At 66.9% G+C, this 24,106-nt stretch carries 22 protein-coding genes; 19 read left to right on the forward strand and 3 right to left on the reverse strand.

All coding sequences use genetic code 11. The features are described from left to right. Positions 1-22: 22 nt before the first annotated feature. Positions 23-2,749: a DNA mismatch repair protein MutS gene (mutS, locus tag QO058_RS16775; RefSeq protein ID WP_432211944.1), complete on the forward strand. Its 2,727-nt coding sequence runs from the start codon at positions 23-25 to the stop codon at positions 2,747-2,749. Here mutS and QO058_RS16780 read toward each other — a convergent pair. Together QO058_RS16780 and QO058_RS16785 are read right to left on the reverse strand one after the other, a co-directional pair. Next, on the reverse strand, positions 2,733-3,953 hold the full coding sequence (locus QO058_RS16780; protein WP_284167433.1) for a BaiN/RdsA family NAD(P)/FAD-dependent oxidoreductase: 1,221 nt from the start codon (positions 3,951-3,953) through the stop codon (positions 2,733-2,735). The genes mutS and QO058_RS16780 overlap by 17 nt on opposite strands. Then, positions 3,950-4,993, reverse strand: a complete 1,044-nt coding sequence (locus QO058_RS16785; RefSeq protein WP_284167434.1) for a GMP reductase — start codon at positions 4,991-4,993, stop codon at positions 3,950-3,952. Before QO058_RS16785 ends, QO058_RS16780 begins: the two co-directional genes overlap by 4 nt. A gap of 192 nt (positions 4,994-5,185) precedes the next feature. Here QO058_RS16785 and QO058_RS16790 point away from each other — a divergent pair, with 192 nt between their 5' ends. The 15 genes from QO058_RS16790 (at position 5,186) to phoB (ending at position 19,511) form a co-directional block, all read left to right on the forward strand. Continuing rightward, complete coding sequence (locus QO058_RS16790; protein WP_284167435.1) at positions 5,186-5,539, forward strand: ArsR/SmtB family transcription factor; 354 nt, start codon at positions 5,186-5,188, stop codon at positions 5,537-5,539. Further along, entirely contained in the window at positions 5,536-6,021 is a 486-nt protein-coding gene (locus QO058_RS16795) for an SRPBCC family protein (RefSeq protein ID WP_284167436.1), read from the forward strand. The genes QO058_RS16790 and QO058_RS16795 overlap by 4 nt, the downstream gene beginning before the upstream one ends. A 66-nt stretch (positions 6,022-6,087) precedes the next feature. Then, the gene (locus QO058_RS16800) at positions 6,088-6,762 is read left to right on the forward strand and encodes a glutathione S-transferase family protein (protein ID WP_284167437.1); all 675 of its coding nucleotides are present in this window, start codon (positions 6,088-6,090) and stop codon (positions 6,760-6,762) included. Between the two features lie 43 nt (positions 6,763-6,805). Next, positions 6,806-7,282, forward strand: coding sequence for an SRPBCC family protein (locus QO058_RS16805; RefSeq protein ID WP_284167438.1), 477 nt, complete (start codon positions 6,806-6,808; stop codon positions 7,280-7,282). A gap of 135 nt (positions 7,283-7,417) precedes the next feature. Further along, positions 7,418-9,211: an ABC transporter ATP-binding protein/permease gene (locus tag QO058_RS16810; RefSeq protein ID WP_284167439.1), complete on the forward strand. Its 1,794-nt coding sequence runs from the start codon at positions 7,418-7,420 to the stop codon at positions 9,209-9,211. Positions 9,212-9,282: 71 nt separating this feature from the next. Further along, complete coding sequence (locus QO058_RS16815) at positions 9,283-9,846, forward strand: hypothetical protein (RefSeq protein ID WP_284167440.1); 564 nt, start codon at positions 9,283-9,285, stop codon at positions 9,844-9,846. A 346-nt stretch (positions 9,847-10,192) separates the two neighbouring features. Next, positions 10,193-11,716, forward strand: a complete 1,524-nt coding sequence (locus tag QO058_RS16820) for an ABC-F family ATP-binding cassette domain-containing protein (protein WP_284167441.1) — start codon at positions 10,193-10,195, stop codon at positions 11,714-11,716. Positions 11,717-11,927: 211 nt separating this feature from the next. Beyond that, positions 11,928-12,875 (forward strand): lysylphosphatidylglycerol synthase domain-containing protein, encoded by a 948-nt coding sequence (locus tag QO058_RS16825; protein ID WP_284167442.1) that lies wholly within the window; start codon positions 11,928-11,930, stop codon positions 12,873-12,875. Positions 12,876-13,005: 130 nt separating this feature from the next. Then, positions 13,006-14,058 carry an ATP-binding protein gene (locus tag QO058_RS16830; protein WP_284167443.1) on the forward strand — a complete coding sequence of 351 codons (1,053 nt, stop codon included), beginning with the start codon at positions 13,006-13,008 and terminating at the stop codon, positions 14,056-14,058. A gap of 108 nt (positions 14,059-14,166) precedes the next feature. Further along, positions 14,167-15,192 carry a phosphate ABC transporter substrate-binding protein PstS gene (gene pstS / locus QO058_RS16835; protein WP_284167444.1) on the forward strand — a complete coding sequence of 342 codons (1,026 nt, stop codon included), beginning with the start codon at positions 14,167-14,169 and terminating at the stop codon, positions 15,190-15,192. 110 nt (positions 15,193-15,302) lie between these two features. Continuing rightward, positions 15,303-16,271 carry a phosphate ABC transporter permease subunit PstC gene (gene pstC / locus QO058_RS16840; RefSeq protein ID WP_284167445.1) on the forward strand — a complete coding sequence of 323 codons (969 nt, stop codon included), beginning with the start codon at positions 15,303-15,305 and terminating at the stop codon, positions 16,269-16,271. A 13-nt stretch (positions 16,272-16,284) separates the two neighbouring features. Next, entirely contained in the window at positions 16,285-17,175 is an 891-nt protein-coding gene (gene pstA, locus QO058_RS16845) for a phosphate ABC transporter permease PstA (RefSeq protein ID WP_284167446.1), read from the forward strand. Between the two features lie 34 nt (positions 17,176-17,209). Then, positions 17,210-18,016: a phosphate ABC transporter ATP-binding protein PstB gene (pstB, locus tag QO058_RS16850; RefSeq protein ID WP_432211945.1), complete on the forward strand. Its 807-nt coding sequence runs from the start codon at positions 17,210-17,212 to the stop codon at positions 18,014-18,016. 41 nt (positions 18,017-18,057) lie between these two features. Next, complete coding sequence (gene phoU, locus QO058_RS16855) at positions 18,058-18,783, forward strand: phosphate signaling complex protein PhoU (RefSeq protein ID WP_284167448.1); 726 nt, start codon at positions 18,058-18,060, stop codon at positions 18,781-18,783. A 29-nt stretch (positions 18,784-18,812) separates the two neighbouring features. Further along, positions 18,813-19,511: a phosphate regulon transcriptional regulator PhoB gene (phoB, locus tag QO058_RS16860; RefSeq protein ID WP_091835441.1), complete on the forward strand. Its 699-nt coding sequence runs from the start codon at positions 18,813-18,815 to the stop codon at positions 19,509-19,511. Between the two features lie 78 nt (positions 19,512-19,589). On the opposite strand, the gene QO058_RS16865 is transcribed toward phoB, so the two are convergent. Further along, positions 19,590-20,141: a GcrA family cell cycle regulator gene (locus QO058_RS16865; RefSeq protein ID WP_284167449.1), complete on the reverse strand. Its 552-nt coding sequence runs from the start codon at positions 20,139-20,141 to the stop codon at positions 19,590-19,592. Positions 20,142-20,856: 715 nt separating this feature from the next. Here QO058_RS16865 and QO058_RS16870 point away from each other — a divergent pair. From QO058_RS16870 to QO058_RS16880, 3 genes are read left to right on the forward strand one after another with little or no spacing between them, the layout of a single operon-like run. After that, positions 20,857-22,077, forward strand: a complete 1,221-nt coding sequence (locus QO058_RS16870) for an aspartate aminotransferase family protein (RefSeq protein ID WP_284167450.1) — start codon at positions 20,857-20,859, stop codon at positions 22,075-22,077. 2 nt (positions 22,078-22,079) lie between these two features. After that, complete coding sequence (gene argF / locus QO058_RS16875; protein WP_284172932.1) at positions 22,080-23,009, forward strand: ornithine carbamoyltransferase; 930 nt, start codon at positions 22,080-22,082, stop codon at positions 23,007-23,009. Further along, positions 23,009-24,007 carry an Hsp33 family molecular chaperone gene (locus tag QO058_RS16880; protein ID WP_284167451.1) on the forward strand — a complete coding sequence of 333 codons (999 nt, stop codon included), beginning with the start codon at positions 23,009-23,011 and terminating at the stop codon, positions 24,005-24,007. The genes argF and QO058_RS16880 overlap by 1 nt, the downstream gene beginning before the upstream one ends. The last annotated feature ends 99 nt before the right edge of the window (positions 24,008-24,106 follow it).

Below are 24,106 nucleotides of genomic sequence, written 5' to 3' on the forward strand. Positions count from 1 at the left end.
GATTTGCTAGCGTGCGCCCCCCATGCGCCACACCACGCCAACAGACGTTGCGGAAGCGAAGCCCGCCGGATCGGTCGATGCCGGCCGTGTCACGCCGATGATGGCGCAGTACGTCGAGATCAAGGCCAATAATTCGGACTGCCTGCTGTTTTACCGGATGGGCGATTTCTACGAATTGTTCTTCCAGGACGCCGAGATCGCCTCCCGCACGCTCGGCATCGTGCTGACCAAGCGCGGCAAGCATCTCGGCGAGGACATCGCCATGTGCGGCGTCCCGGTCGAGCGCGCCGACGATTATCTGCAGAAGCTGATCGCCGCCGGCCACCGCGTCGCCGTCTGCGAGCAGACCGAGGACCCGGCGGAAGCGAAGAAGCGCGGCGCCAAGTCGGTGGTGAAGCGCGATGTCGTGCGCCTCGTCACCCCCGGTACCATCACCGAGGAACGCCTGCTCGACCCCGGCCGGGCGAGCCTGCTCGTCGCCGTGGCCAGGCGCCGGCTCTCGGACGAGGTCTATGCCTATGGCATCGCCGCGCTCGACATCTCGACCGGCCGCTTCGCCGTGCTCGAAACCGACCAGCGCGGCCTTGCCGTCGAGCTCGCCCGCCTGGAGCCACGCGAGATCGTCTGTCCCGACGCGATCCATGACGATCCCGAGCTGAAGGAATTCTGGCGCGATATCGCGGCGCCCGTGACGCCGCTGGCGCGCGAAGGGCTCGACCCGGCCTCGGGCGAGCGCCGGCTGAAGGAGTTCTTCGGCGTCGCCACGCTCGACGCTTTCGGTGCCTTCAGCCGCGCCGAGATTGCCGCCGCCGCTGCCGCGCTCGCCTATGTCGAGCGCACCCAGCTCGGCGCCCGCCCGCCTCTCTCGCCGCCGGTCCGCGAGGGCCAGAGCGCGACCATGCTGATCGACGCGGCGACACGCGCCAATCTCGAACTGACCCGAACCCTCGCCGGTGAACGCTCGGGCAGCCTGCTCGCCACCATCGACCGCACCGAGACGCCGGGCGGCAGCCGCCTGCTTGCCGAGCGCCTCGCTGGGCCGCTCACCGATCCGATTGCGATCGGCAGGCGGCACGATGCCGTCACGCTCCTGGTCGAGACGTCGTCGCTGCGCGAGGCGCTGCGGCGCGATCTCTCCCGCGTGCCTGACATAGCCCGTGCCCTGGCGCGGCTCTCACTCGACCGCGGCGGCCCGCGCGACCTTGCCGCGCTCGGCGCTGGGCTGGAGGCGGGACGCGGCGTTGCCGCGGCGCTGCTGCGCCAGGGTGATCTGCCCGACGAACTGCGCGAGGCGGCCCTCGCGCTCGGCCGCACCGACCCCGATCTGGCGATCCGCCTCTCCGCCACGCTCGCCGACGAATTACCGCTTTTGAAGCGCGACGGCCGCTTCGTACGCGAGGGCTTCGACGCGGCGCTCGACGAACTCAGGCTGCTCCAGGTCGATTCGCGCAAGGTGATCGCGCAACTGCAGGCTCGCTATGCCAGCGAGACCGAATGCCGGACGCTGCGGATCAAGCACAACTCCATGCTCGGCTATTTCGTCGAGGTGCCGCAGGCGGTCGGCGAGACCTTCCTGAGAGAGCCGTGGCGCGCGGTCTTCGTCCATCGCCAGACCATGTCGGATGCGATGCGCTTCTCCTCGGTCGAGCTCGGCGAGCTCGAGGCCAAGATTGCCTCGGCTGCCGACCGGGCGCTGAAGCTGGAACTCTCGATCTTCGCCGCATTGACCGAGGCCGTGTTGGCGCAAGCCGAGCCGATCAAGGCGGCGGCGCAGGCACTGGCGGTGATCGATGTCGCTGCGGCGCTGGCCGAGCTCGCCGTCGATGGCGGCTGGACGCGCCCCATCATCGATGACGGTGCCGCCTTCACGATCAAGGCCGGCCGCCATCCGGTGGTCGAGGCGGCGCTGAAGCGGCAGGGCCAGCCCTTCGTCGCCAATGACAGCGAGCTGTCCGCCGCCGTACAAGGCCGCGACGGCCGCATCTGCCTGATCACCGGCCCCAACATGGCCGGTAAATCAACCTTCCTGCGCCAGAACGCGCTGATCGCGGTGCTTGCCCAGATGGGTTCCTTCGTGCCGGCGCAGAGTGCCCATATCGGCATTGTCGACCGGCTGTTCTCGCGCGTCGGCGCCGCCGACGATCTGGCGCGGGGCCGCTCGACCTTCATGGTCGAGATGGTCGAGACCGCCGCGATCCTCAACCAGGCCGGACCGCGCGCGCTGGTGATCCTCGACGAGATCGGTCGGGGCACGGCGACCTTCGACGGGCTCTCGATCGCTTGGGCCGCGATCGAGCATCTGCACGAGGCCAATCGCTGCCGCGCCCTGTTCGCGACGCATTATCACGAGCTGACGGCGCTGGCGGAGCGGCTCGACCGCGTTGTCAACGCCACCGTGCGCGTCACCGAATGGAATGGCGAGGTTATTTTCCTGCACGAGGTCGTGCCGGGCGCGGCCGATCGCTCCTACGGTATCCAGGTCGCCAAGCTCGCCGGCCTGCCGCCGGCGGTGGTCGAGCGCGCCCGCGCTATCCTCTCCGAGCTGGAGAAGAGCGAGCGCGAGAAGCCGGTCGCGGCGCTGGTCGACGACCTCCCGCTCTTCGCCGTGCAGATGCGCAAGCCTGCGCCGGCCGCGGCGCCGGTCGCCGGTCCCGATGAATTGCGCGAGGCGCTCGCCACGTTTGATCCTGACGAGATGACGCCGCGCGAGGCGCTGGAGGCGCTCTACAAGCTCAAAAGGTTGAACTGAGGCGGCGCCCTATCCCCTCCGCCGCCGCCACACCGGTCGCAAAGCAGGCCTGCAGCAGATAGCCGCCGGTTGGCGCCTCCCAGTCGAGCATCTCGCCGGCGATGAAGGTGCCGGGCAGGCGCTTCAACATGAAGTCGTCATCGACTTCCTCGGTTCGGATTCCGCCCGCTGTCGAGATCGCGCGGGTGATCGAGGCCATGCCGGTCAATCGCACGGGAGCAGCCTTGATCCGTTGGGCGAGCACATTGGGCTCGGCCGGCAACGGCCCGTCAGTTCCCTCGCGCAGCACGGCTGTCGCCACCGGCGAAAGCCCGGCCGCCTTGCGCAGATGATTGCTGACCGTCTCACCTTGGCGGCGCTTGGCCAGCCGGCTCGCGAGGTCGGCCTCGCTCAGGTCCGGGCGAAGATCGATCGTCAGGGTCGCCTCGCCATCGCTGGCAAGCGCCTCGCGCAACGGACCGGACAAGGCGTAGATCGCTCCGCCCTCGATGCCGCCAGCGTCGATCATCGCCTCGCCGAGGACACGCTGCCCGGCGAAGCTCAGCGCAATCCGCTTCAGCGGCTGCCCCGCGAAGCGCTCGCGCATAAGCGCTGACCAGGCGACCGAGAAGCCGGCATTGGCCGGGCGCAGAGGCGCAATCGCGACGCCCTTCTGTTGCAGCAGCTCGACCCAGGACCCATCCCCGCCAAGCCGCGGCCAGCTCGCTCCACCGAGCGCCAGCAGGGTTGCGCGGGGGTTCACGGTTTCGATCGAGCCATCGCGAAGCGCAAGTCGCAGCGCGCCGCTCTCGTCCCAACCTCTCCAGAGCCGGCCCGCATGCAGTGCCACGCCGAGCCCGTCGAGCCGGGCCAACCAGGCGCGCAGCAGCGGCGAGGCCTTCATCGCCCGGGGGAAGATGCGGCCGCTCGAACCGGTGAAGCTTTCGGCGCCGAGCCCATCGGCCCAGTCGCGTAGCGCCTGTGGCGGGAAGGCGCGGATCGCCGGCTCCAGCCAGGCGCGCGCCGTGCCATAGCGGTCGAGCAGGGCGTCGAGCGGCTCCGAATGCGTCAGGTTGAGTCCGCCGCGGCCGGCGAGCAGGAATTTGCGCGCCGGCGAGGCCATCCGTTCGTAGATCGCGACCCTGTGGCCCGCCCCGGCCAACCGCTCGGCCGCGATCAACCCGGCCGGGCCGGCGCCGATGATGGCGATATCGGGCTCGCTCAATTGCCGAACACGGTGTTGAGCTGGCTGCCGACCATGATGAAGGTGGTGCGCTTCGGCATCTCCTTGAGCCGGACCGCGCCGATATAGGTCATTGCCGAGCGCACGCCGCCCATGATCTCCTGCATCGTGCCCTCGACCGGGCCGCGATAGGGCACCTCGACGGTCTTGCCCTCGGAGGCCCGGTATTTGGCGACGCCGCCGGAATACCGCTTCATCGCCGTGTCGGAGGACATGCCGTAGAAGACCATCGCGACCGGCACCTTCTCGCCGTCATGGGTTTCGTAGCGGATCTCACCCTCGCATTCGTCATGGCCGGCGAGCATGCCGCCCATCATCACGAAATCGGAGCCGCCGCCATAGGCCTTGGCGACGTCGCCGGGCACGGTCAGCCCGCCATCGCCGCAGACCAGGCCTTTCAGTCCGTGGGCGGCGTCGGAGCATTCGATGATCGCCGAGAGCTGCGGATAGCCGACACCGGTCATTTTGCGGGTGGTGCAGACCGAGCCCGGCCCGATGCCGACCTTGACGATATCGGCGCCGGCCAGGATCAGCGCCTCGGTCATGTCGCCGGTGACGACGTTACCGGCCATGATCGCCGCGTTCGGGAAGGCGTCGCGGATCGCCTTGACCGTATCGACGAACTTCTCGGTGTAGCCGTTGGCGACGTCGAGGCAGATCTTGTCGATCGGCGCCTTGGCATGCACCGCCTTGAGCTTGTCATGGTCGGAATCGGTCGTGCCCAGCGAATAGAAGGCGTTGGCCGAGCCCGGCTCCTTGAAGAAGGCGATCAGCTCGTCGGCGTCGTAATGCTTGTGCAGCGCCACCATGGCGCCGTGCTTCAGCAAGGCGCGCGCCATCGCCATGGTGCCGACCACGTCCATGTTGGCGGCGATCAGCGGGAAGCCGGTCCATTCGCGGCCGGTATGCGCGAAACGAAAGCTCCTGTTGACGTCGACCTCGGCGCGGCTGCCGAGCGTCGAGCGCTTCGGTCGGATCAGCACGTCGCGGAAGTCGAGTTTCGGATCGTTCTCGATGCGCATGATGAAAGCTCCGGCGGCTGGCGCAGACGGTGAAAAAGCGCACGCGGCGAAAGGGAGCGTGCCGGGATTCATAGCCGCTCGGAGCCCTTGGAGGCAATGCGGCGATGTCGACTGGATGCCGCAGGTTAGACACTTTAGTGACCTCTAAAGTTTTTTTCTGGACAGCTCATTTAAGTCGCGATACTTAAGCGCATGCTTCACCAACCAGAGCAGCTCGACCTGATGTTCCAGGCGCTGGCGGATCCGAACCGCCGGCAGATGGTGCAGCGGCTCTGCGAGGGGCCGGCGAGCGTCAGCGAACTTGCCGCGCCGCTGCAGATGACGCTGTCGGCGGTGGTGCAGCATCTCGCGGTTCTGGAAGGATCAGGGCTGGTGCGTTCGCAGAAGCTCGGACGGGTCCGCACCTGCCAGCTCGACACGCAGGCGCTGCGGGCGGCGGAGCGCTGGATCAGCGAGCGCCGCTCCCTCTGGGAGCGACGTTTCGACCGGCTCGGCGCCTTCCTCGCCGAGCAGGACCAGGATTTGAAGGGAGGAGACGGACAATGACCGAACGGACCGTCGTCCATACCGATTTCAGTATCGAGCGCCGCTACGATGCGAGTCCGGCCCGGGTCTTCGCCGCCTTCGCCGATCCCGTGGCCAAGCGGCGCTGGTCGGCCTGTCATGACGAGGGCGGGCTCGGCGAGCACATACTCGATTTCCGTGAGGGCGGCCGCGAGACGATGCGCGGCGCTCCGGCGGAAAGTGGTGTCTTTGCGATGAACGCGACCTTCGCGGAGATCGTGCCGGAGCAGCGCATCATCTACAGCTACGAATTGCTGCGCGACGATATTCGCCTGTCGATTTCGCTGGCGACGATCGAGTTCCATCGCGACGGCGCCGGCACGAGGCTGCTCTTCACCGAGCAGGCTGCCTTCCTCGACGGCCATGACCGGCCGGACTGGCGCGAGCAGGGCTCGCGCATCGGCTTCGACAGGCTGGCGGACTATCTCGCGCAGGAGCAGGAGCAGGAGCAGGCGCCAGCCTGAACCGCTCCATCTTCGACTGAAAACCCTTTCAGCCCGCTCCTTTTTCAGAAGCAGGAATGCACAGCCATGTCCCTGACGCTCTATTTCCATCCGCTTTCGGGCTTCTGCCAGAAGGCGCTGGTCGCGCTTTACGAGAACGAGACGCCGTTCACGCCGCAACTCGTCGATTTCGGCGATTCCACGGAGCGGGCGGACTTCCTGAAGCTCTGGCCGATCGGCAAGTTCCCGCTGCTGCGCGACGACAGCAATGGCAGGCTGGTGCCGGAGACCAGCCTGATCATCGAGTACCTCGCTTTGCACTACCCCGGTCCGATGACGCTGCTGCCGGAGAACCCGGTCGCGGCGCTCGAAGTCCGGCGGCTCGACCGGATTTTCGATCTCTATGTCGCCATCCCCATGCAGAAGGTGGTGCTCGACCGGCTTCGCCCGGAGGGCAGTCATGACCCGGTTGGCGTCGCCGAGGCCAAGGCGACGCTTGCGTCAGCTTATGACGTGCTGGAGGCCGAGCTCGGCGACCGGCACTGGCTGACCGGCGACGCTTTCACCATGGCCGACTGCGCGGCCGCGCCGGCGCTGTTCTATGCCGAGCGGGCGCTGTCCTTCCACGACAGCCATCCGCGGCTCTGGGCCTATTTCGAGCGCCTGCGCACCCGTCCGTCCTATGCCCGCGCTTTGGCTGAGGCCGAGCCCTATTTCGAGTTCTTCCCGCGCAATCCCGGCGATGCCGGGCTCTCCCGCTAGTCCGATTGTCTTCAACCCTCGCCATCGCCCAAAGGAAACAACGATGACCGCCACCCCCGTCGTCCATGCCAGCTTCACCATCGAACGCAGCTATGCCGCCTCGCCCGCCCGGATCTTCGCCGCCTTCGCCGACCCTGCGCAGAAGCGTCGCTGGTTCGCCGAGGGCGAGGGCTGGGAGGTCGAGCAGTTTGACGTCGATTTCCGCGTCGGCGGCCATGAGCGCAGCCGCTTCCGCTTCCAGGGCGGTCCGCCGATCACCAATGACACCGTCTATCAGGTGATCCAGCCGAACGAGCGCATCATCCTCGCCTACGCCATGGCGATCGACGGCGCGCCGCTGTCGGGCTCGCTGCTGACGATGGAATTCATGCCCGAAGGGACCGGCACCAGGTTCGTCTTCACCGAACAGGGCGCCTATCTCGACGGCAAGGACGGCCCGATCCAGCGCGAGGAAGGCTCGCATGAGTTGCTCGAAAGCCTGGCCCGGATGCTCGGCGAGCCGGCCAACGCGGTGGCGTAAAGGGGCGGAGTATCGTTCATCCGCCATTCACCGGCAGTTCATCCCCCGCCGGCTAAGCGGCATGCTGGCGCAGCCTGACCGGGAACACCCGGCGGGCCCCGCCTCCGATGTCACGATCCGGGGGATCTTTCGGCTGTGCTCAAGGCCGTCGACCAGCGTATCCAGGCCGCCGGCCCGCCATCCGATTGGCAGGTCGCCAAGAGCTTTGCGCGCCTGACCGGCGGCTTCTGGAGCGGCGGCACCGCCGGCCGAGCCTGGTTCTGGTCGCTGTGCCTGGCGAGCGCGATCATCCTCTCCGTCTTCGCCAACGTCACCGTCAATCGCTGGAACGGCTGGTTCTTCGACGCGCTCGAGAAGAAGGACGGCGAAAGCGCGCTGATCGCCATGGCGGTCTTCCCCGTATTGGTGCTGATCGCGGCGGGGCTGGGCGTCGTCATTCTGCTCTCGCGCGAGACCGTCCAGGTCCACTGGCGCGCCTATGTCACGGCCAAGCTCGCCGATGGTTGGATCGGCGAGCGCCGCTTCTACCGGCTCGGCCTCTCCGGCTACGAGCCGGCCAATCCGGAATACCGCATCGCCGACGATGTGCGCTGGGCGACCGAGCCGGTGGTCGACTTCGCCATCGGCCTGCTCTCGGCGGTGATCACCGCGATCACCTTCATCGGCATCCTCTGGTCGATCGGCGGCTCGCTCAGCGTCGAGGCTCATGGCGTTCCCTTCGAAATCCCGGCCTATATGGTCCTGGCCGCGATCATCTATGCCGTCCTGGTCTCCGGGCTGATCACCTTGGTTGGCCGGCCGCTGCCGCGCCTCATCGCCGCTCGCAACGAGGGCGAGGCACGCCTGCGCTTCGCGCTGATGCGCATCCGCGATCATGGCGAGACCATTGCGCTCTCTCGCGCCGAGGTCGGCGAGCGCCGCGCCGTCGCTGCGACCTATGACACGCTGGTCGCGCGCTGGCTCGCCATGATCCGCCAGCGCGGCCGGCTGACCTGGATCACCAATGGCAGCGGGGCTCTCGTCCCGGTCGTGCCGCTCTTGTTGGCAGCGCCGAAATACCTATCCGGCGAGATGTCGCTCGGCGACGTCGTCCAGGTCGCCGCCGCTTTCGTTGCCGTGCAGAACGCCTTCAACTGGGTGCTCGACAACTTCATGCGGATTGCCGAGTGGCTGGCCTCGGCGCGGCGCGTCAACGAGCTCGCCATTGCGCTGGGCGCGATCGAGGCCGGCTCGGCGGAAAGCGACATCATCGTCCTGCCGAGCAAGGACGGTGGCTTGCAGCTCGACGAGCTGACCTTGACCGACCGCGACGGCCGTACGCTCCTCGCCGATTTCGGCCTGGCGCTGCCGGCCGGAGCAACGATCCATGTCGCCGGCGAGATGGGGCACGGCAAGGCCGCCTTGATCCAGGCCGTCGCGGGCCTCTGGCCCTGGGGCCGCGGCTCGGTTGCGCTGCCGGACGAGGCGCGTATCGCGGTGCTGCCGCAGCATCTGCATCTCTCGGAAGGCAGCTTGCGCGCAGCGCTCGACCCGATCGGCGGCCATAGCGACGAAGAGGCGGCGGCTGCGCTGCGGCATTACGGGCTTTCGGGCCTCGTGCCCCAGATCGATCTGTCGCGTGACTGGGACAAGGCGCTCACCACCGGCGACCGCCAGCGCCTCGCTCTGGCGCGGACCGAACTGGCGGCGCCCGACATCCTCGTGCTCGACGAAGCGACGAGCGGGCTGGAGACCGATGCTGCGCTGGAATTGCTGGCGCGACTGAGGTCGGCGCGGCCGAATGCGGTGATGTTGCTGATCGGCCAGAGCCCCGGGTTTGCCGAGGCCGCCGACCGCCACCTCACTATGCGCCGCGCCGGCGGCGTCGCCCGTATCGCCTCTGTCGATGCCGCGCGTTCGACAACGCTCGCCGAAGCCGGGGGCGGCTGAGGTCGAGGCGCAATCCGGAATCCATTCATTCAGTGCCGGGTAGACCGGCCCTTCAAAAACGGAGCTTTCGCATGCTGAACATCTGGGACGTCTATTGGGGCCTGCGCGTCGAGCAGTGTCCCTGCGACGTGCATTTCGTCGAATGGCTGGAAGAGCAGGGCCTGACCGGAAAGCGCGTCTACCATTTCGGCACCGGCGGCCACCATTATGTCGGCATTCGCTGCGCCGAGCCGGAGTTCGACAACACGGTGCTCGGCATCACCGCCTCGCCGAAGGAGTACGACGCCTTCGTCAAGCTCGCGATCGACAATCCGACAATCACCAAGACCTACAGCGCTTATTTCGGCGACATCTACACCAGCAACGCCAAGCTGCTGCCGCGCTTTGACGTCGTCACGCTCTTCCATTCCTGTGAGTTCCGCACCGAGAAGAACGACGCCTATGGCGCGCTCACTGACCTCGAAGTGATGCAGCTCTTTACCGACCAGACCGATGCCGGCGGCTACATCCTGTTCTACACCGGTTCCTTCGCCTACGAGACGGCCAAGCCGATCATCGCGGACTGGGCGAAGTCCCGGCCGGTCGAGGAGATCGGCGAGTTCAAGACGCTCCGCATCTTCCGCAAGACCGCCTGAGGCGCAAAGCCGCCCGAGATGATTGCACCGGCGGGTGAATGGCGTTAGCTCTCACCGTCGAACCACACGAGACAAGGAGGGCTGCGTGATCACGTTCTTTCGTCACCATCGTCAGCGCGGCCCCGTTCAGGCCCTGCAAGCCGTCTTGCAGGGCTGACCGCACAAGCGATCCCCACGGTTCTCTTCCAGGTCTGCCCTTCGTGAGGGCGCAGCATCTCCGAGTTTGAAGCTCGGCCGGCTGCGCTTCGTTTCCTCATCGAGCACGGCGTTCCGCATTCGCGATGGTCGGGGCGATAGGTCTCCGGTCGAATGGCGGCGCGCGGCTCGGGCAGTCCAGAGACCGACTATGACCTTGATCACCCTGCGCAATCTTGGCGTCACGCTGGGCGCACCACTCTTTTCTGATCTCTCCTTCTCCCTCGTTGCCGGCGATCGCCTCGGCCTCGTCGCCGCAAATGGCCGCGGCAAGTCGACCTTGCTGCGCTGCCTCGCCGGCCTGGTCGAGCCGTCCGGCGGCGAGATCACCCGTTCACGTGGCCTGCGTATCGGCCATGTCGAACAGGATGTTCCGCCGCAATTGCTGGATCGGCCCGTCGACCAGCTGATGCGCGACGCCTTGCCCGCCGATCAGCGCGAGAGCGAGCATTGGCGTGTCGAGGTCGCGCTCGATGCGCTCGCCGTTCCCGAGGAGCTGCGCCGACGCCCGCTCGGGCAATTGAGCGGCGGCTGGCAGAGGCTCGTCCTGCTCGCGCGCGCCGGCGTCGCCGAGCCGGACCTGCTCCTGCTCGACGAGCCGACCAACCATCTCGATCTCGCGCGCATCGGCCTGCTTGAAAGCTGGCTTGCCGGCCTGCCGCGCGACGTGGCGGTGATCCTGTCGAGCCATGACCGGGCCTTCCTCGACAGCGCGACCGGCAAGACGCTATTTCTGCGCCAGGAGCACTCGCAGCTCTTCGCGCTGCCCTATTCGCGAGCCCGCATCGCGCTCGACGAGAGCGACGCTGCCATGGCGCGCCGCAACGAGCGCGATCTCAAGGCGGTCCAGCAAATGCGGCGGCAGGCGGCGAAGCTGGGCAATATCGGCATCAATTCCGGCAGCGATCTCCTGCTGAGCAAGACCAAGCAGCTCAAGCGACGGGCCGACGAACTCGAAGCCGTGGCCCGCCCGGCCCATCGCGAGCGTTCGGCTGGCGCGATCCGGCTCGCCGGTCGCGGCACGCATGTCAGGGCGTTGATCGCGCTCGACGATGCTGCTGTCGAGACGCCGGACGGACGGCTGCTGTTCAAGACCGGCAAGCGCTGGATCAGCCCCGGTGACCGCATCGTGCTGCTCGGCTTGAACGGCGCCGGCAAGTCGCGCTTCATCGCCATGCTCCACAAGGCGATCGGAGGCGACGACCAGCCCGGCATCAGGCCGACGCCGTCGCTGGTGCTCGGCCATGCCAGCCAGAGTCTCGCCGAGCTGCCCGATGCCGACACGCCGCACGGGCTGATCAGCCGGCGCTTCGATATCGGCGACCAGCCGGCCCGCGGCCTGCTTGCCGGCGCCGGTATCGTCATCGACCGCCAGACCGGTCCGATCGGCGCGCTCTCGGGTGGGCAGCGCGCGCGGCTCGCCATGCTGGCGCTGCGCCTCGCCAGGCCGAATTTCTACCTGCTGGACGAGCCGACCAACCATCTCGATATCGAGGGGCAGGAAGCCCTGGAAGCCGAGCTCACCGCCGGCGAGACCAGTTGCCTGCTGGTCTCGCACGATCGCAGCTTCGTGCGGGCCATCGGCAACCGCTTCTGGCAGATCGACCGGAGGCGGCTGCTCGAGGTCGACGATCCCGAAGCGTTCTTCACGGAGGCCATGGCGGGCGCGGGCTAGCAACTTACGCTTCCGCTCGCCCGGCGTCGGCGTGTCCTGCACCAGCTTCATGGCGCGCATTCGCCGCGGTGCACCGGCTTGTGCATCGCGGCGGAGGCGCTATCTCTCGGGTCCGGCCGTCAGGGCCAGCCGCCATAAACCCGCCTTGCCCGCTGCGTGCGAGCACAACCCGACAAGAGTGCTGATGTCGTTTGGCCCGCACGAGCCAGGGATGCCGCTGCGCAAGCGCAGCCGCTGGTGGTGGCTCGGCCCGCTCGCCAGCTCGGTGATCTTCATCGCCTCGCTGGTGGTGCTCTACTACATCGTTCGCGAGATCGAGCCGGCCGAGATCGCCAGCACCTTCTCGCGAACGAGCTGGCGCCAGATCGGGTTGGCGCTCGGCTTTACCGCCCTGAGCTACCTGCTGCTCACCGGCTACGACGCGCTGGCGCTGAAGCGGCTCGGTCTCTCCATCCCCTATCGGACCACGGCGCTTGCGTCCTTCACCAGCTATTCCGTCGCCTTCACCCTCGGCTTTCCGATCGTGACCGGCGGCACGGTGCGCTACTGGGTCTATTCGGCCAAGGGCGTGCGCGCCTCCGAGGTCGCGAGCCTTACCGTGATCGCCGGCCTGACCTTCTGGCTCGGCCTCGGCATGATCCTTTGCGCCAGCCTGTTCTACGCCACCGAACCGGTGGCGCAGCTGGCGCGCACTTCGCCGCTGGTGATCCAGGCGGTCGGTGTCGCCGTCGCGCTCGGGACGATCGGCTATCTCGCCTGGGTCGCGACCGGCGAGCGCACCTTGCGGGTCCGCGGCTGGAACCTGCCATTGCCCGGGCTTGGCGTGACACTGGCGCAGATGCTGCTCGGCGCCGCCGAGGTCTGCGCCGCGGCTGCCGTGCTCTTCGTCCTGCTCCCGGGCGGGCACAACCTCGAATACCCGGCTTTCCTGGCGGCCTACATCTTCGCCTGCCTGATCGGCATCGCCAGCCATGCTCCCGGCGGCGCGGGCGTGTTCGAGGCGACCATGCTGCTGGCGCTCAACCGGCTGCCTTATGAGCAGGTGGTCGGCGCGCTCGTGCTCTTCCGGATCATCTACTACATCCTGCCTTTCATCCTGGCGCTGGCGCTGCTGGCGCTGAACGAGATGATCCGGCGGATCAGGCGGCACGAGCTCTAGCCGCCTCCCGCCTGGCGGCGCGCGCGCTCGCCTATCTGTCGCCGCATCTCGTCAGTGACCGATTTCAGCGGGGCGGAAAGCAGGCTATGAGACCTCGCTTCGCAATGATTGCGTGGAAGGCAGGAGCCGCATGAACGCTTTGGTCGATCCCCGGGCGCCGGTCACTGCCGCACTGATCGAAGCGATCGGCGTTCCCGCCGTACTGCTCGACCCGCAGGGCGTGATCCAGGCGCTCAGCCCGACAGCGCCGGCACTGGTCACGGCGCTCGCCACCGGCAAGCCGCTCGCTTTGGTGATGCGTGATCCTGATCTGATCGACGCGATCGAGCTGGTCTCGCGCCATGGCGGCCGCCGCGCCGTCGAGTTGATCGAGCGCGTCCCGGTCGAGCGCACCTTCCGCATCCATATCGCTGCGCTCGCCGGCGGCGGCCCGCGCCGGGCCGTGCTGCTGACCTTCGAGGATCTGAGCGAGCAGCGCATGACCGAGCGCATGCGCGTCGATTTCGTCGCCAATGCCAGCCACGAACTGCGCACGCCGCTCGCTTCCGTGCTCGGTTTCGTCGAGACCTTGCAGGGGCCGGCGCGCAACGATGCTGCCGCGCGCGATCGTTTCCTGGCGATCATGCGTGAACAGGGCCTGCGCATGGCACGCCTCGTCGACGACCTGCTCTCGCTCTCGCGCATCGAACTGCGCGCCCATCTCGCGCCGGAGACGCCGGTCGATCTCGCCGGCATCGCCCGCGAGATTCTGGATTCGCTCGTGCTGATGGCGCGCGAGCGCGACGTGACGCTGAAGCTTGATGTGCCGCCAAACCCCGTCACCGTCGCGGGCGACCGCGACGAATTGCTGCGGCTGATCGAGAACCTGGTCGAGAACGCGATCAAATACGGCCAGCGTGGCGGCCAGGTCGACATCACCGTCGCCGTGGCCGGCGAGGAGGCCAGTCTCGCCGTGCGCGACGACGGCGCCGGCATCGCGCCGGAACATCTGCCGCGCCTGACCGAGCGCTTCTATCGCGTCGATACCGCCGCCAGCCGCGAGGCCGGCGGCACCGGGCTCGGGCTCGCGATCGTCAAGCACATCGTCCTGCGCCATCGTGGCCGCCTCACCATCGAGAGCGTGGTCGGCCAGGGCGCAACATTCCGGGCAATCCTGCCGCGCCTGCCCGCGGCGGTCCGTTAACGATTTGTGACGACGCCGGGTCCGCTTTCATGACTGTCTGTCATCCAGCTGTCATATGGCCGGTGTTCTAGCAGGGCCGCTGCACTTGCGACCCAGAGAGGACATCTCATGCGCAAACTTCTCATTCTCGCGGCCGCTGCCGTCGGCCTGTCGGGCGTTGCCCAGGCTGCCGACATCACCGGCGCCGGCGCGACGTTCCCGTTCCCGATCTACTCCAAATGGGCCGAGGCCTATAAGAAAGAGACCAATATCGGGCTCAACTACCAGTCGATCGGCTCGGGTGGCGGCATCCGCCAGATCAAGGCGAAGACCGTCGCCTTCGGCGCCACCGACGCTCCGCTCAAGGGCGAGGAACTCACCAAGGACGGCCTGATCCAGTTCCCGACCGTGATGGGCGGCGTCGTTCCGGCGATCAACATCGCCGGCGTCGAGCCCGGCAAGCTGAAGCTCTCGGGCGACCTGATCGCCGAGATCTATCTCGGCAACATCAAGAAGTGGAACGACCCGAAGATCGTTGCGCTGAACGGCGACCTGAAGCTGCCCGACGCCAACATCAACCCGGTCTACCGTTCGGACGGCTCGGGCACGACCTTCGTGTTCACCGACTACCTCTCCAAGGTCTCGCCCGATTGGAAGTCGAAGATCGGCACCAACACCGCGGTGCAATGGCCCGTCGGCATCGGCGGCAAGGGCAATGAGGGCGTCTCCGCCTCGGTCAAGCAGGTCGCCAACTCGATCGGCTATGTCGAATACGCCTACGCCAAGCAGAACAAGCTGGCCCACGCCCTCGTCAAGAACGCCGATGGCAACTTCCCGGCTCCGGACGACAAGGCCTTCCAGGCTGCTGCCGCCAATGCCAACTGGAACGAGGCTCCCGGCTTCGGCATCTCGCTGAACAACCAGAAGGGTGCCCAGGCCTGGCCGATCACCTCCGCCACCTTCCTGCTGGTGCACGCCAAGCCCGAGAAACCGGAAGAGGTGCAGGCTGCGTTGAAGTTCGTCGACTGGGCCTACAAGAGCGGCGACCAGCTCGCCCTCGACCTCGACTACGTGCCGCTGCCGGCCAACGTCAAGGATCAGGTCCGCAACGCCTGGAAGGGCGTGACCGACCCGGCGGGCAAGCCGATCTTCTGATCGCTCCCGCATACGAAAACAGAGCGGGGGCCGACTGCGGCCCCCGCTTCATGACCACCAGAGCCTCGTTTCGCCCCGATAGTCGCCTTTCGAGACCGGAGTAACCACGGATGTCTGCCGTGACCGATCAGTTCGCCGCGCCCAGTGCGCCGGTGCGCAAGACCCCGAAGGGGACCTTCGATCTCGTCTTCCGCAACGCCAGCTTCCTGGCGGCGCTGTTCGTGCTGGTGCTGCTCGCCGGCATCATGGCCTCGATGGTCATCGGCGGCTGGCCAGCCTTCCGCGAGTTCGGCTTCGGCTTCCTGACCTCCAGTGTCTGGGACACCCAGAACGAGCAATACGGTGCCTGGCCCGCCATCGTCGGCACCCTCTCGACGGCGCTGATCGCGCTTGTCGTCGGCGTCCCGCTCTCGCTCGGCATCGCCGTCTTCCTGACCCAGCTGGCGCCGCCCTGGTTCAAGCAGCCGGTCTCGACCGCGATCGAGCTGCTCGCCGCCGTGCCCTCGATCATCTACGGGATGTGGGGGCTGTTCGTCTTCGCGCCGCTGTTCGCGGCCTATGTGCAGATCCCGCTTTCGAACATCGTCGAGGGCATGCCGATCATCGGTACGGTCCTGTATTCGCGCTCGCCCTCGGGGCTGGGCATCCTGACCGCCGGGATCATCCTGGCTTTCATGATCATCCCCTTCATCGCCTCGATCACCCGCGACATGCTCGACCAGATCCCGTCGGTGCTGCGTGAGAGCGCTTATGGAATTGGGGCGACGACGTGGGAAGTGGTGCGCCATGTGCTGGTGCCCCAGGCCGGCGTCTCGATCATTGGCGCGATCATGCTCGGCCTCGGCCGTGCGCTCGGCGAGACCATGGCGGTGACCTTCGTCGTCGGCAACGCCAACCGGCTCTCGGCCTCGGTCATGGATCCGGGCTCGACCATCGCCTCGCGCATCGCCAACGAGTTCAACGAGGCGCTCGGCCTGCAGCTCAACTCGCTGATCGCGCTCGGCTGCATCCTGTTCTTCGTCACCTTCGTCGTCCTCGTCATCGCGCGCATCCTCGTCTCGCGCGTCAAGCGCTACTGAACGGGAGCGGATCATGAGCCTTGCTACCCCCTCCACCGTCCGCAAGCTGCCCGAGGTCACCTGGGGCCGCGTCCGCCAGTCGCGCCGCACCGCCGACCGGCTGATGAAGGTCATCGCGACCGGCTTCACGCTGATCGCAATCTCCGTGCTGTTCTGGATCCTCGGCATGCTGATCGTGAAAGGGCTCGGCGGGCTTTCCGCCACGACCTTCACCCAGGTCACGCCCGGTCCCGGCACGGAAGGCGGCGGCCTCGCCAACGCCATCGTCGGCTCGATCGTGCTGACCTTCCTCGGCATCGCCGTTGCGACGCCGATCGGCGTGCTCGCCGGTACCTATCTCGCCGAATACGGCAAGGGTTCGAAGCTCGCCGACCTGATCCGCTTCATCAACGACATCCTGCTCTCGGCGCCCTCGATCCTGATCGGCCTGTTCGTCTACGTCATCATGGTCGAGCCGTTCCGCGGCTATTCCGGCTGGGCCGGCGGCGTCGCGCTCGGTATCATCGCGATCCCGGTGATCGTGCGCACCACCGAGGACATGCTGCGTCTCGTGCCCGGCCCGCTGCGCGAGGCCGGCGCTGCGCTCGGCGCCCCGCCATCGGTGGTCATCACCTCGATCACCTGGCGGGCGGCGAAGTCTGGCATGGTCACCGGCATCCTCTTGGCGCTCGCCCGCATCGCCGGCGAGACCGCGCCGCTGATCTTCACCGCGCTCAACAACAATTTCTGGTTCTCGCCGAACCTGATCGGCGGTGTCTCCAACCTGCCGGTGACGATCTACCAGTTCGCCTCTGCTCCGTACGAGAACTGGCAGCAGCTCGCCTGGGCGGGTTCGCTGATCATCACCGTCTCAATCCTCGTGCTTTCCATCATCGCCCGGCGCATCGTGCGCGGCGGCAAATAAACCAACACCTGATCAGCGTCCGATCGGAAGGACCATGCAGATGCTTTCGACCCTGGAATTGAGCCCGCAGACGCTGGATGCCGAAGCGCCCGTCCGCATTGCCGTGAAGAACCTCGATTTCTATTACGGCGAGCACAAGGCGCTGAAGAACGTCAATCTCGACTTCCGCGACCGCCATGTCACCGCGCTGATCGGCCCGTCCGGCTGCGGTAAGTCGACCTTGCTGCGCATCTTCAACCGCATCTACTCGCTCTATCCCGAGCAGAAGGCGACCGGCGAAATCCTGCTCGACGGCCGCAACATCATCTCCAACAACGTCGACGTGAACGAATTGCGCTCGCGCATCGGCATGGTCTTCCAGAAGCCGACGCCGTTCCCGATGTCGATCTACGACAACGTCGCCTTCGGCATCCGCCTCTACGAGAAGCCGCCGAAGTCAGAACTCGACGATCGCGTCGAGGGCGCGCTGCGCCGCGCCGCGCTCTGGGACGAGGTCAAGGACAAGCTGAAGAGCTCCGGCATGGGCCTGTCCGGCGGCCAGCAGCAGCGCCTGTGCATCGCCCGTACCATCGCGCAGAAGCCCGAGGTCATCCTGTTCGACGAGCCCACCTCGGCGCTGGACCCGATCTCGACCGGCAAGATCGAGGACCTGCTCGAGCAGCTCAAGACCGACTTCACCATCGTCATCGTCACGCACAACATGCAGCAGGCGGCGCGCATCTCGCAGTATACCGCCTTCATGTATCTCGGTGAAGTCATCGAGTTCGCCGCCACCAACACGATCTTCATGAACCCGCACAAGAAGCAGACGCAGGACTACGTCACCGGCCGCTTCGGTTGACACCCGCAAGTCCGCTCGCCTCCGTCACAGGATACGCCCCGATGTCCGACCATATCGTCCGCTCCTACGACGCCGATCTCGAGGGCCTGCGCCGCAGCCTCGCCGAGATGGGCGGCATGTCCGAGCGCATGCTCGGCGACTCGACCGTGGCGCTGGTGCGCCGCGACACTGCGCTCGCCCAGAAGATCATCAGTGCCGACCAGCGCCTCGACAATCTCCAGCGCGATGTCGAGGAGAAGGCGGTGCTGACCATCGCCCGGCGCCAGCCGCTCGCCAACGACCTGCGCGAGCTGATCTCGGCGATCCGCATCGCGGCCGATATCGAGCGCGTCGGCGACCTCGCCAAGAACATCGCCAAGCGCGCCGTCGCGATCTCCGGCCAGTTCTCGCCGCCGCATCGCGCCGTCGTCGGCCTCGAGCATATGAGCCGCCTGGTCCAGGCCCAGCTCAAGGACGTGCTCGACGCCTATGCGGCGAGCAACGAGCAGAAGGCGATGGATGTCTGGCGCCGCGACGACGAGATCGACGCGCTCTACACCTCGCTGTTCCGCGAGCTCCTGACCTACATGATGGAGGACCCGCGCAACATCACCTTCTGCACGCATCTCCTGTTCTGCGCCAAGAACGTCGAGCGCATCGGCGATCACACCACCAACATCGCCGAGACCATCCATTACCTCGTCACCGGTCAGTCGATCGACGAGACCCGGCCGAAGCTCGATACCACCAACATCCTCGTCGACCTGCCCGCCTCGGCCAATGGCTGAGCGGGCGCGCGCCTGAACGGACGCTAGACATGCCCGCACGCATCCTGATCGTCGAGGACGAGGAGCCGCTGACCCTGCTCCTGCGCTACAATCTCGAGGCCGAAGGCTTCGAGGTCGACAGCGTGGCGCGCGGCGACGACGCCGAATTGCATCTGCGCGATCACACGCCGGATCTGGTGCTGCTCGACTGGATGCTGCCCGGCCTCTCCGGCATCGAGCTCTGCCGGCGCCTGCGCACGCGGCGCGACACCGAGCGCGTGCCGATCATCATGCTGACCGCCCGCGGCGAGGAGACCGAGCGCGTGCGCGGCCTCGCCACCGGCGCCGACGATTATGTCGTGAAGCCGTTCTCGCTGCCGGAGCTGATCGCCCGCATCCAGGCGCTGCTGCGCCGCGCCAAACCCGGCCATGTCGCCGGGCTGCTTGCCGCCGGCGATCTCGAGCTCGACCGCACGACACGGCGCGTCCGCCGGGCCGGCGCCGAATTGCATCTCGGGCCGACCGAGTTCCGCCTGCTCGAATTCCTGATGCAGGCGCCGGGCCGGGTCTATTCCCGGGCTCAGCTGCTCGATGCTGTCTGGGGCCGCGATGTCTACATCGATGAGCGCACCGTCGACGTCCATGTCGGGCGCCTGCGCAAGGCGATCACGCCGGCCAATGCCAAGGACCCGTTGCGCACCGTGCGCGGCGCCGGTTACGCCTTTGACGAAACATTCGCGCGCAGCTGACGCTGCTTCTGCGAGGCGAGCGCTCATGAAAAAAGCCGGCCTCGCGGCCGGCTTTTCTGTTCGAGTGCTTCGCTGTCGTCAGGCGCGAATGATCTTGCGGTCGCGGCGGCGGTCAGCGGCCGGCTGGTAGGCGATGCGGGCATGGTAGGCGCAATAGGGCATTCCGGTCGCCGAACGTCCGCCGCAGAAGCGGAACTCCGGCGTGGTCGGGTCGCCCATCGGCCAGCGGCACATATATTCGCGCAGCTCCATGATCGTGACCCGCTCGGAGAACGGCACGACCACGTCCTCGGACGGAGCCGGCTCGCGCGCGACCTGCGCTTCGGCTTCGATCTCCGGAGCGAACTGCGGGGCAAGTGCGGTATTGCCGCGGGTCAGGCCGGCGCCGCCGCTGCTGTGGTGGCCAGCGGGATGGCTTGGCGGGCGGGCTATCGGTTTGCGCGGGCGCGGCGTTGCCGAGCCCGGGCTCTTGGCGCGGCCCGACAGCCCAAGGCGATGCACCTTGCCGATGACGGCGTTGCGCGTGACGCTGCCGAGCTCCGCCGCGATCTGGCTTGCGCTCAGGCCGTCGTTCCAGAGCTTCTTGAGCAGCTCGACGCGTTCCTCGGTCCAGGCTCCGGCTTCGGTCATGGAGTTGCACCTGTCTTCGTCATGTCCCGCCGGCTGGCCGGCGAGGCATAGGGAAAGATCATGGCGGAATCCGATACCGGCAGCCTCCGTTGCTGAACGGAAGCCGTTACGCCCGGGACTGACGATACTGGAGACGCCGCACGAGATGTCGTATCTGACGAAGAGGACCATACAATATGGCCTGACTCGGCCACAAGAGTCGCCGAATCGTAATCCGGCTTTTCCCCAGCCAATCACTGCAGACGGCGAGACGGTGAGTCTAATCGGCAACGCTGCCGTGAGGTCGGGGCAATTGCAGATGAAGCTTGAGCCCTCATCCTGAGGAGCAAGCGCAGCTTGCGTCTCGAAGGATGTTCCAGCCGGTTCGGGAGCCTCCTGAAGCACCCTTCGAGACGCCGCTATGCGGCTCCTCAGGATGAGGGCTGAGTTCAGGCCCGGTCGCCTGCCGCGAGGTCAGCTGCGATTGACAGGGCAGGGACGGTTTTGCATAGTCGCATCACGCAGCCGCCCCTATCGGGCGGCGCTTATGTTTTTGAGCGATCGGGACTTTCCATCAATGCGGCTTGACGCGCGACGAGACGGCGGGAACGGCCAGCGACGATAATGTCGCCGGCGGGTCGTATCATGCCGGCATCATGCCGCGAGCGCTCCGCATCTCCGTTCCCGACTTGAGGTTCCGCGCTTCCTCCCTGTTTCGCCGCAAGGATTTCGCTCCATGAGCACCACTCCCGTTTCCGCCGCTTCCTCTGTTCTCCTGCCGACCTATGCCCGCGCCCCGATCGCTCTCGAGCGTGGTGAAGGTGCTTGGGCGATCACCGCCGATGGCCAGCGTTATCTCGATTTCGGCGCCGGCATCGCCGTCAATTCGCTCGGCCACGCCCATCCGCATCTGGTCGAGGCGTTGACCCAGCAGGCGCAGCGCATCTGGCACACCTCGAACCTCTACACGATGCCCGAGGGCGAGAAGTTGGCGCGCCGGCTCTGCGAGGCGACCTTCGCCGAACGCGTCTTCTTCACCAATTCGGGCGCCGAGGCGAACGAGTGCGCGATCAAGATGGCGCGCAAGTACCACGCCGCGAAAGGCCATCCCGAGCGCTATCGGATCGTCACCTTCGAGGGCGCCTTCCATGGTCGCACGCTTGCGACCATCGCCGCCGGCGGCCAGCAGAAATACATCGACGGCTTTGGTCCGAAGGTCGACGGCTTCGACCAGGTGCCCTTCGACGACGAGACCGCGCTGAAGGCGGCGATCGGGCCCGAGACGGCTGCGCTTATGATCGAGCCGATCCAGGGCGAGGGCGGCCTGCGCTCGGTGCCGATGCGTGTCCTCAAGCAGCTGCGCGAGCTCTGCGACGAGCACGGTCTGATGCTGATCTTCGACGAGATCCAGACCGGTGTCGGCCGCACCGGCAAGTTCTTCGCCTATGAGCATTACGGTGTCGCCCCCGACATCATGTCGATCGCCAAGGGCATCGGCGGTGGCTTCCCGATGGGTGCCTGCCTCGCGACTGAAGAGGCGGCCTCCGGCATGACGCTTGGCACGCACGGCACCACTTTCGGTGGCAATCCGCTCGCCATGGCGGTCGGCAATGCCGTGCTCGACGTCATCCTGGCGCCGGGCTTCCTCGAGCAGGTCCAGAAGACGGCGCTGCGCCTGCGCCAATCGCTGGCCCAACTCAAGGATCACCACCCGGACGTGATCGAGGAGATCCGCGGCGAAGGTCTGATGCTTGGTCTCAAGCTCAGGACGCCAAACACCGATTTCGTCGCCCAGGCGCGGGCCGCCGGCCTGCTCGTCGTCGCCGCCGGCGACAATGTCGTGCGTCTGCTGCCGCCGCTGATCATCGGCGAGAGCGAGGTCGCCGAGGCAGTGGCGCGGCTCGACAAGGCGGCGGGCGCGGTCGAGGCCGAGCTCACCCGGCCGGCGGCTGAATGAGCATGGAGACTCCAGTGCGTCATTTTCTCGATCTCTCGGACTTCTCCGCGGGTGAACTCCGCGCCATCCTCAAGGCCGGCGAGGCGATCAAGACCCGTCGGCGCACGCCCGACGCTGCCGGCGATCGTCTGCTCGAAGGCAAGGTCATCGCCATGATCTTCGAGCAGCCCTCGCTCCGGACCCGCGTCTCCTTCGATGTCGGTATCCGTGAGCTCGGTGGCTCGCCGATGATGGTCACCGGCCAGGAGATCGAGCTCGGCGAACGCGAGACCATCGCCGATACGGCACGCGTGCTCTCGCGCTATGTCGACGCGATCATGATCCGTATGCTCGACCATGATGCCGTGGTCGAAATGGCGAAATACGCAACCGTGCCGGTGATCAACGGCCTGACCAAGCGCCAGCATCCCTGCCAGGTCATGGCCGATGTCATGACCTTCGAGGAACGCAAGGGCTCGATCAAGGGCAAGCGCATTGCCTGGACCGGCGACACCAACAATGTCCTGACCTCCTGGGTTCATGCCGCTGGCCGGCTCGATTTCGAGCTCGCCATTGCGACGCCTGAAGAGCTCGCGCCCCCGCCTGCATTGCTCGATTGGGCCCGCGAGCAGGGCGCGAAGCTGCAACTGACCAGCCGGCCCGAAGCCGCGGTCGAAGGCGCCGACTGCGTCATCACCGATTGCTGGGTCTCGATGGGTGATCAGGAAGGCACGCGCCACAACCTGCTGCGGCCCTATCAGGTCGACGAGCGGCTGCTCGGCCGCGCCGAGAAGGACGCGATCTTCATGCACTGCCTGCCGGCCTCGCGCGGCGAGGAAGTGACCGATCAGGTCATGGATGGTCCGCAATCGGCGGTGTTCGACGAGGCCGAGAACCGGCTGCATGCCCAGAAGGGTATCCTGGCCTGGTGCTTCGGTGCGGTGGCGGCCTGATGGCTGACAGCTTGCCAGCGGGCGCACCCGATGATCGGGTGCTGCCTTTCGCGGTGCCTGAGCTCGACGTGCGCGGCCGGGTCGTCAGGCTCGGCCCTTCGCTCGACCAGATCCTCGAGCGGCACCATTATCCCGAGCCCGTCGCGCGCGTCCTTGCCGAGGCTGCGGCGCTGACCGTCATGCTCGGAACCACGCTCAAGGGTGAAGGCCGTTTCCAGCTCCAGACCAAGAGCGACGGACCGATCTCGATGCTGGTCGTCGATTTCAACGCGCCCGACTGCTATCGAGCCATGGCCCGCTACGACGCCGACCAGCTGGCAGCTGCGATCGTCACGAATGCGGTCTCGACCGGCGAGTTGCTCGGCAAGGGTCATCTCGCCATGACCGTCGACCAGGGCACGGAAGCGACGCGCTATCAGGGTGTCGTCGCGCTGGACGGTCAAAGCCTGGAAGAGGCCGGCCACCAGTATTTCCGCCAGTCAGAGCAGATCCCGAGCCGCATTCGCCTTGGCGTCGGCACGGTCCTGACCGGGAGCGGCCTGGCCTGGCGCGCCGGTGGTCTGATCGTCCAGTTCATGCCGAATTCGCCCGATCGAATGCGCGCCGCCGACCTCCATCCCGGTGATGCGCCGGAAGGGCACGAGATCCTTGCCGCCGACAATGATGACGGCATCAGCGACGACGCCTGGGCCGAGGCGCGCTCGCTGGTCGAGACGGTAGAGCATCACGAACTGCTCGATCCGCTGCTGGAGAGCGAGCGCCTGCTCTACCGGCTGTTCCACGAGCGCGGCGCCCATGTCTTCGAGCCAGTCGCGGTGCACGAGGCCTGCCGCTGCTCGCGCGAGCGCGTGCTCGGCATGCTCAGAGGCTTCTCGGCCGACGACCGCAAGGCGATGATCGCCGATGACGGCACGCTCGGCGTCACCTGCGAATTCTGCTCTCGCCGCTACAGCTTCGACCCGGCCGAGGTCGAGGTGGAGATCTCGGCGGGGCCATAACACGCGTCATGCTCGCCCTTGTGGCGAGCATCCACGTTTTGAACACAGCCCTCTCACGCATTGAAGCGAAGACGTGGATGGTCGGGACAAGCCCGACCA

This window comes from Bosea vestrisii, assembly GCF_030144325.1.
Taxonomy (GTDB): Bacteria; Pseudomonadota; Alphaproteobacteria; order Rhizobiales; family Beijerinckiaceae; genus Allobosea; species Allobosea vestrisii_A.